The sequence below is a fragment of the Halococcus sp. AFM35 genome (assembly GCF_051195015.1).
Lineage (GTDB): Archaea > Halobacteriota > Halobacteria > Halobacteriales > Halococcaceae > Halococcus.
This window is the reverse complement of the sequence record NZ_JBNTJU010000053.1, coordinates 1-8610: the sequence shown is the minus strand read 5'-3', so window position 1 is coordinate 8610 and position 8610 is coordinate 1. Positions and strand designations below refer to the sequence as shown.

General features: G+C 56.1%; 6 protein-coding genes and 1 pseudogene. 3 read left to right on the top strand and 4 right to left on the bottom strand.

The window, feature by feature from the left end; all coding sequences use genetic code 11:
- Positions 1–69: 69 nt before the first annotated feature.
- The 3 genes from ACQUQO_RS17430 to ACQUQO_RS17420 all read right to left on the bottom strand — a co-directional run bounded on the left by ACQUQO_RS17430 (position 70) and on the right by ACQUQO_RS17420 (position 3437).
- On the bottom strand, positions 70–1350 hold the full coding sequence (locus ACQUQO_RS17430) for an IS4 family transposase (RefSeq protein ID WP_435079798.1): 1281 nt from the start codon (positions 1348–1350) through the stop codon (positions 70–72).
- A gap of 301 nt (positions 1351–1651) precedes the next feature.
- Positions 1652–2650, bottom strand: coding sequence for a transposase (locus ACQUQO_RS17425; RefSeq protein WP_435079796.1), 999 nt, complete (start codon positions 2648–2650; stop codon positions 1652–1654).
- Between the two features lie 112 nt (positions 2651–2762).
- A complete protein-coding gene (locus ACQUQO_RS17420; protein ID WP_435079794.1) occupies positions 2763–3437 on the bottom strand; it encodes an IS6 family transposase in 675 nt (224 codons plus the stop codon).
- Between the two features lie 500 nt (positions 3438–3937).
- Here ACQUQO_RS17420 and ACQUQO_RS17415 point away from each other — a divergent pair, with 500 nt between their 5' ends.
- Both ACQUQO_RS17415 and ACQUQO_RS17410 read left to right on the top strand, forming a co-directional pair.
- On the top strand, positions 3938–5362 hold the full coding sequence (locus ACQUQO_RS17415; RefSeq protein ID WP_435079793.1) for a hypothetical protein: 1425 nt from the start codon (positions 3938–3940) through the stop codon (positions 5360–5362).
- Between the two features lie 805 nt (positions 5363–6167).
- Positions 6168–7154, top strand: a pseudogene (locus ACQUQO_RS17410) (IS701 family transposase); the annotation flags it as partial.
- A gap of 87 nt (positions 7155–7241) precedes the next feature.
- Here ACQUQO_RS17410 and ACQUQO_RS17405 read toward each other — a convergent pair.
- Complete coding sequence (locus ACQUQO_RS17405) at positions 7242–7508, bottom strand: hypothetical protein (RefSeq protein WP_435079791.1); 267 nt, start codon at positions 7506–7508, stop codon at positions 7242–7244.
- Positions 7509–8049: 541 nt separating this feature from the next.
- Here ACQUQO_RS17405 and ACQUQO_RS17400 point away from each other — a divergent pair.
- Entirely contained in the window at positions 8050–8589 is a 540-nt protein-coding gene (locus tag ACQUQO_RS17400; RefSeq protein WP_435079789.1) for a hypothetical protein, read from the top strand.
- The last annotated feature ends 21 nt before the right edge of the window (positions 8590–8610 follow it).

The following is an 8610-nucleotide window of genomic DNA, read 5'->3' as shown; positions in this document are numbered from 1 at the left end:
GACGCATCGGTCTCTTGCGTCCCATATCTTGTTTCACGCTCTCATGGGATAGCAGAATTTCCCATCGAGTCAGCTAACTCCAGCGGTTGACTGAGTGGCGGTAGCGAACCGTTCTTGGAGGATCGGGCGCTCTTGATGGATTTTCTGTGCGTCGGCAGCCATCCGGTCTAACAGCGGCGGTGGCGAGTAATCGAGGTAGTCGCTGAGTCGCTTGAGGATTTGCTGGGCGTGCGACCGAAAGGTCGCCGCCCAGCGTTCTGGTGGGAAAACCGCATCATCGTCCGCGTGCTCGATCACCAAATCCAGCAACTCACGGTTCACCAACAGCGTCAGCACCGCCGCATACAGCAGAATCTTCACAACTACAGGGTTGCTCGTGTCGAATTCGTCAAGGTCGTACAGCGTCTTCAGCTCGCGGAACAGCAATTCCACCGCCCACCTGCAGCGGTACAGCGTCGCTATATCTTTCGGCAAGAACCGCTCTCGCGGAAGATTCGTGATATAGAAGTGGTAGTCGTTGGCGTCCTCGTTGCGGACGCCGACGACGCGGAACCACTTCGTATCCCACGACCGCGTGCCTGCGTACGGCCCGCGTCTGAATTCCACTTCAACCTCCACATCGACGTACTTTCGATGGAGGTCTTCCGCGATCTCGAAGACCTGCTCGCCTTCCAGCGGAATGGCGCGGCCGCGCCATTCACGCAGTTCTGCGACTATCTCCGGCTTCGTGTTAGTTTTGAGACGGCTCACGAAGTAGCCGCCGTTCTCGTCGATCCGCGCGAAGCGGCGGTACTTGAAATACGCCAAATCGAGGATCAGTAACCGTCCTTCAAGCCACGAACCCGTGCTGAACTCGGTGCTGTCGTGGGGGCGTTCGCCAGTGATGGAGATTTTCTCGATGGTTCGGTCGGTGACGTTGTGGAGCAGGTGGAGCTTCGCTCCAGCCTGCTCCTCCCGGAGACCTTGGTACTCTTCGCGCAGAAATCGGTGCAACCGCAGAACGGTTGCATCAGCGATCATCACGTCTCTGAAGCGGTCGAACTCGTCGCTGACGGTGTGCGGAACGGCGACCTCGTCGAGCGCGAACTCGACGAGGTCGCGGAGATACGTGGCGAACAGCGGTGTCAGCCGCTGATAGAACCCGCCGGGCGAGAGCGTCTTGTCGGCAGTAGCGTTGTAGGCACGACGGAACGCAGCGAGTGTTCGGCTTTCGCCAGCGGCGAAGCCGAACACGAACGCCCAGACCATCGCTGGAATCTGGAACTTGCTGTCGCGTTCGACCACGCCGACTGCTTCGGCGTGGTCTTCGAGTGCAATCGATGGAAAAAGCGTAGTGAGTCGACGTTCAATCGGACGTGAGGGGGGTTCTGAAGGCACACTTACCCTCCTCACTCCATTCACGAACCAACTTCGATACCAGCCGCAGTCATGCGGTTTGCCTCTTAGCTAAAGACGGATGAATGCAAGACCCATCCGATGATTTTGTGTGCGGAGCCCCAGCAATGGGGCAAGCAGGATGACTCCCAGAGCTGGGGCGAGCACTTGAGTTCGTGCCAGTATGGGTTCTGGGGGAACCCCCACCAGTACCGAAGCGTTCGCAATCAGCAGATGGAGCATTGGATACGGGTTAGAGGGCGTCATAGAATAGTTCTCACACCGTGATCACAGTGCTTCCCGGATTGTCTCCTCGTTCGTGGTTGGTGATAGCGACGACGAGACGGAGACACAGCGCGAGAAACACTTGCGCTCGTGCGTGGACGCGGCCTCGGGCGCGCAGCGTCCCGAGGCCGCAGTCTTTGACCGCATCGTTCGTTCGCTCAACCTGCGTCCGACAGTTGTACGTCTCGTCCAAGGTCGATTGCTTGAGGTCAACGTCTTCGCTGTAGTTCTCGATCCGATCTTCGACCCTGTACTCGATATCGAGCGGATCAGTGGCGTTTCGCGGGTTGTACGGAGCAACTGGCACGATTTGGAGGCCGAGCAGATAGTCGTGCCAGTCGAGCGTATCGTACGCGCTGTCGCCGATCATCCAGAGCGGCTTGGCGACGGCGAGCGCGTCAGTAGTGACGCGCATCGCCGTCTCTTCTGGCGCTTGCTTTGCTGGCGTGAACTCCGCTGCGATAGGTATCTTTGCTCCCGTCGAGACAATCGTACAGCCGTAGCCGTAATAGTACTCCTCAGCCGTCGAATCGTAGCATTTCGACGCGTCTGGATCGGACGGCATCGCGCGTACGTCCGTGGAGTCGATTCGGTAGGCCATGTCGAGCAGGCCGCGGACGGCGGCCTGCTCGACGAGACGGTCAAACACATCGTCAACGACGTGTTCGAGGTCAGTAAGGAACCGATCGACCGCGTCTCTCGACGGCGGTCGATCGAAGTCACATCCGAGCCAGACCAGCGTATTCTGGAGTTCTCGGGCGATTGGGCGAACTCCGTAGATGTCTTTGTAGTAGCAGTGCAAGAAGCCACGGAAGAGTTCCGCTGGCTCGTGGTCTCGTGTTCGCCCCCGGCGGGCGGGGGCGAACACATCATACTCGGTGAGAAACTCAAATTCAAGATGCTCGAACAGCGCGAGCGTCTCGGTAGCCACGAGATTGAAGAACTCGTGGATAGAATCCGCCTCTCGCAGGGTTTGGGAACTCGTAGACACAGTTTCCACTCCCTGCGTCCTCGTGTGTGACGCTTTCTATGACGCCCTCTACGGGTTATCCAACCCAAAGGTCCCAGACTTAATATAGGAAAGATGAACCGGCGCTGTCTAGTTAAGCCTCCTCTGCCGGTGTACGGCCGTTGAGCGTTTGGTGAGGTCGTTGCGTGTTGTAGTAGTGAACGAATCGCTGGAGCCAGCGTCGAGTGCTGGCTGGACCGCTGTTCCAGGTCGTATAGAAGCGGTCCGTCCGCTGTTTGAGTGTCTGGAACCACCGCTCGATGTGGTTCCGGCCGCTATACTCCACCTGACCGCTCAGTCCCAGTCGGGACAGAGCGGTCCGATAGCCGAAACTATCGACCAGCAGTTCCGCCTCCGAAAGGTCGTGATGCTCGTCAAGGCGAGCAAGAAACGCCGCCGCGGGGTCGGTCCCGCGGCGGCTGAACAGTTCAACGTCCAGTACGACCATCGAATCGAGGTCAATCGCGGCGTAACACCACCGCCACTCCGTGCCAATCTGGATCGCTGTCTCGTCGACAGCGACCCGCCGCGGAGTGCTCCGCGGCGGGTCGTTTTGGGCGTCTGCAAGGCGGTGCGTCCAGTCCCAAACCGCGCCATGCGAGCGGTCAACGTCGAGGAGATCGAGAATCGCCACGGTTTCACGGAGCGAGAGCCCCGCAGAATGGAGGCGGACGGCGAACGCCCTGACAGGCGTCGCCGTCCGCTCTCGGTCCCAACAATCACTATCTGTCGCCCCTAACGCACCACCGAGCAGGTCGCTGAGTGGCATGAACAACCAACTCTTCGACCTGCTCACTCTTAACTAGACAGCGCCGATGAACCCATGGGTCACGAATGCCATAGGGCAGTCCCCACTCTATCGTGACCGCGCCAATGAGGGTTTATACGGTGGCTGCAAATCGGTCTGGGTCAAATGCAGGGTATGTTTACTGGGATCAAACGGGTTCGACGTGGCGGGATATGTGACTAGTTCCCGGGGCGTGTTGAGTACAATGATAGGCTATTTAGCGCGGGGGGATAGAAACCATAATGATGGATTCGCGGCGCACGAATTATGTGGTGGCGTCTGGGGCTGGTCTTCTCTCCGTACTCGCTGCTTCCCGATTCGCTGCACCCCCCATGCCAGGTCTGTGGTCTGACGTCTATACCTCACATGTAGTTTTTTGGACCGGGCTCATCGCGGTCTTAGCCGGTGTGGCAATTTGGAGCGCCTGGAACCCGGCCCCCTGGTGGCTGATGTGTCTATTTGGTGTCGCTGCGATAACGGCAATGGGCACCGTCGCTATCCAATGGGGCGTCCCCTACTCGTTGCAAGACCCATGGGCTCACCTCGACTACATCCAACAGCGGGATTTGGCTAGTGGCAATCCCTACCCGGGTTTCCATGCCCTCACCCTCACATTAATTAGCATCACTAGACTCCCTGCCATCCATTGGATGACAGTCATTGGGGTGCTATCAGCAGCGGTTGGAATATTCGGAGTGGCTGCTTTTCTCTCGCAACTCCCTCTCTCCCCAAGAGCGACACAACCAGCATTCATTGCCTTTTTGCCAGCTATCTCTCAAGGTTTTGTCGGGCGACCATTTACAGTAGCATTCGCCGTTCTATTGCCGATCGCTCTATTATTAATCGCCCACCTGTTCGAATATGGTTATATCCCCCAGCAACGGATTAACGTACTGCTAATAATCATATGGTGTATCACCCCTATTTGGCATCCACAACTTCTCTGGCATATTAGCACCATTGCTGCCGCTACTGTTCTAATAGTGTGGCTATCTCGAAGTCGCGTGAGTAGACACCTTCCGACTATTGAGAACGTATCGCCCCTATCCCGCTTTGGTATAACCGCGGTTTTGATACCTTGGTTGGTACTCGCTGTATACATGATAATAGTCACACCGGTTGGTGGCCAGATAATTATGAAGACAGTCGGCGAATACATCGTGGCTGGAGGGGTGGAAGAAGCTGCTGCTGCGAGCCAAGGGACAGGTGCATTTTCATTTTTGACATCAACAGCTGCTGCACAAGAAGCTCTCGTGCGATTTGCTTTTCCAGGGTTGTTCTTGTTTGGTGTTGGAATTGCTGTCTTTGAGCAAACTAAGAATTGGGAGTTTGATGGTGTATTTCTGACCTTGACCGTTGCCGGTGGAATAATGATTGTGCTCTTCTTTTTCGTTTTCCTATTTACGAGTGCATTGGGGGTTGAGCGATTTGTCGCACTCGTCCCACTGGTTCTCTTCCCAGCCGTGACCTATGCATTCAAAGAGTGGCGCGCCGCCAGAGTCGGATTAATGGTGTGTCTTCTGTGTACTGGTGTGCTGGGGATTTATCCATCGGCATTTTCTGGCCAAGCTGGCGCGAGTGCAACTGCAGCAAGCCCAGCCGGGATAGAATGGGTAGCTGATTACGGAGCAAACAAAAACATCGTTAGTTCGGGAATTAGCCGGCAACTAAAGGCTGCAACTCAAATGGGTGCTATCTGGGAACGATATGAATCAATAACGGTGGAACAGTGGCCTTGGATAACAAATCAATCCGCTTTGGTTGCCATTCAGGCTGCTGACCGGGCGAGGATGCGCCAGTATACGGCGGAAAGCGGGAATCGGACCATTCGAAATATGTATAATAACTTCACAACCAGTTGTTCGATGGTCTACAACAATGGTGGGGCAACCATTTGTCGGACATAACCTACAGCTGCCTCAGAAAATACCCAAATCTTATTTCGCACCTCTAGAAACCCGTACAATAATGTTCCCCCATAACCGACGGAGTGGTTTCATATTCATCTACATAATGCTTTCCATGTTCGTGTTGATTTGTCTATCGATAGCAGATGCCCTTACACTGCTTGTCTATGCGACATCCTCTGGAATTATCTTTGTAATACTCGCGTTTGCCAATCCAACTAAACTTCCAAGCAAGTCCAAAACCCGTCTTAAAAGGCTGTCAATCATCATCAGCGCCGGAATCGTTGCAGCGATAGGATGGTCACTTGTGGAGAGATTTACGAACGCGCCGTTCTGAATCTGACTGGCTGTCGAGTCTATCCAGGACCGATTCACGGCAGCAGCGGACTGTCAATCACACTCCTATTGACCAGTAGTGTGTCGCTGTGTAACGATCTCAAACACTCGCTGAAGGAAGCCGTACAGAATCTGCTGTCGTGGACACTGAACAACGCTGATCAAGGAGTAGACGGTCTCATGGATGAACTCAATGGGGTCTTTATATAGGTGCGAGGTCCAGTGATTGAGGAACTTGTTGAGAGCGCGTTTGCTCTTCGATTGGAGAACGCGTTTCGAGATACCCTCGACGGGCCTTATTGCCTCCGGCAATAAGGCCCGTCACGTAGGTTTTGGCGTGGTGTTTCTGCTGATACGAGAAGCACTCGAAGTCATCGATGAGATTCGTGCAGGACAGAAACTCCGTGATCGGCATCATCGGTCGCGTAGCGACCGATTCGCAGTGATCGGTTATAAACGTCGAGGTCAAGTCAATCAGTACGACTGGGACGAAGATCGCCTCAACCGAGAGCGATTGACCGCGCTCCAACAGCGCAACGAAACGCGGTGGTCCCAAGACGGAGTCGTCATTATCGACGACTCCGTCACCCATCGAACCGGCGACCAACTGCCGAACGCTGGCTGGTTCTACGACCACGCTGAAAACGACACTGTTTGGGGCCAGAACCTCGTGTTCAGCCAGTACGCCGACGAGAAAACCACCTACCCGCTCGGCTTCCGTCTCTACGAGAAGGAAGCCGAGACGAAGATCGACCACGCCAAAGCGCTCGTTGATGAAGCTCACGAGGTAGGTGTTCCAGCGGACACCTACCTCTTCGACAGCTGGTACTGTTCACAGGAGCTCGTCGAACACGTCGAATCGTACGACAAGGACTGGATTTCCGTGCTCAAGAGCAACCGCCACGTCGAGTACGGCGGCGAGATGATCCGCGTCGATGCGCTTGCCGAGCGCATCGACATGACCGAGCGAGAAGTCGACGGCGAGACCTACAAAATCTGGACGAAGAAGCTGTCTGTCTCGAAGCTCGGCGAGAAGAAGGTCCTCATCACGGAGAAGGTGACCGACGATGAGGACGAAGAGAATCCGGTGAAGTACCTCGTGACGAACAAGATCGACGCACCGACGACGCATTTGATCGGCACGTACTCGATGCGCTGGCGCATCGAGACGTTCTTCAGGGACAGTAAGCAGGATCTAGGCTTCGAGGACTGCGAGGTCGAGCGTGACGCAGGTGCCAATCGGCATTGGCACCTGCTCATGTTGGCCTACAGTGCTCTTCGGCTGGGTGTTGCGGATAGCGCTTTGGGAACGGTGTTGTCACAAACGACGTCGCTGTGTAACGATCTCAAGAACTCGCTGAGAGAGGCGGTGCAGAATCTGCTGTCATGGACGTTGAGGAATGCTGATCAGGGTGTAGACGGCCTCATGGACGAACTCGAAGGGGCCTTCATATAGGTGCGAGGTCCAGTTTATAATTAAAGGCGAAGAGTGCAGCATCTGCTTATCTCAATAGTACCTCTCATCGGTGCTGTCGGCTGGTTTTCACGGAGGCCGCTGCATGAAGTATTCTGACTTCATTCGGACGAGGTGCTCATTAGCTTCTTCACGAGCTTCTTCGGAGATTCCGAGTCCGCCGCCCTTGCTCTGTGGAATCTCGCTTTTAAATTCGGTAATAGAGGCGCGTTCCTCGTGTTCTCGTTTGATTGAGACAGTGATTTTGGGGACGATATATTCGCCTTCTGGGTGGGCTATGGCTGTGATTGTTCTATTTCCCTCTTCGACGCGGTGCTTTTCAGGTGGCTCCGCCATGTTGGTCTGGCGATTGCCGGTAATATTAAATCCCGCCGCTGAGATGCGGTGACCAAGAAAGACACACTCTGCTCTATCAGTCGGTGAGAGCGGGCGGGGAGCCAACCCCGCCATCAATCGCGGACCGCACTGCAACGTTGGTATCGTCGTGGTGTGCCGCTAGTTTCGCTTTCTCCGCCGGGCGCAATAGGTTTTCCGACCGAAGCTACCCGGACGGTCTGACGGCTCATAGAAACGGCCACAGCCGCCGCTATGCGGTCGCGGCGGAAGCGGGGACCCTCACGGGGGTCCCCGACCCGACCCGTCTCGCAGCGCGCGGAGCGCGCGAGAAACGGAATCCGGCGGCCGGACGGACCGCCGGACCTGCTCTTGTGTGGAGGCGGTCGCGGTGAGCGTCGATCACCCTGCTGACGACCGCGAAAACTCGGGCGTAGACGAGTCCTCTCGGCCCTCCCTGCGTAAGTCTACGCCCGGCAAATCGGCCCAGAGAAGCCCTGAGCGTCGGTCGGCTCTTGCGGAACCACTCACGCGACGCTCGGGAGTGAAACTGCGCACCGAATGCTTCACCGAAGACGGCGTGTGCTCGTGGCGCGATGCCATCTGGGCGTGGCGCGATACCGTTGAGGACAACCGGGGAACGTACGCGACTTTCGAGAATCTGGAGGGAGAGCAGACAACGGCCCCGATGAAGGATAGATTCACGCCGGAGAAATGGGATGAGCGATACGCGAAACTCTGCGATCTCGAACGAGGACTCCGCGACGATTTCGGTCGGCGGCTTCACACGGTATTACTCTCATTCACGGCGTCCTCGACCGATGAGGATGGTCGCCCGCGCTCACCGGTTGACCATTTCCTCGATATAGAGAAATCGAACGGTGCGCGGACGAGCGCGTTAGATCGCATCCTCGGAGACCGCCGGTATGAGCGGGTTGCACTGCCTGAACAGCACAAGAGTGGGTACATTCACTGGCACTGGGCGGTGTTCGTCGATGGACCGGTAGAAGCCGAAGATTTCCAGCCGATCTCGACTTGGCAACTCTTCTCTACGCTCGCTGACTGGTCAGCGAGCAGTAGGTAGTGATATCGAATAGCGGTTCCC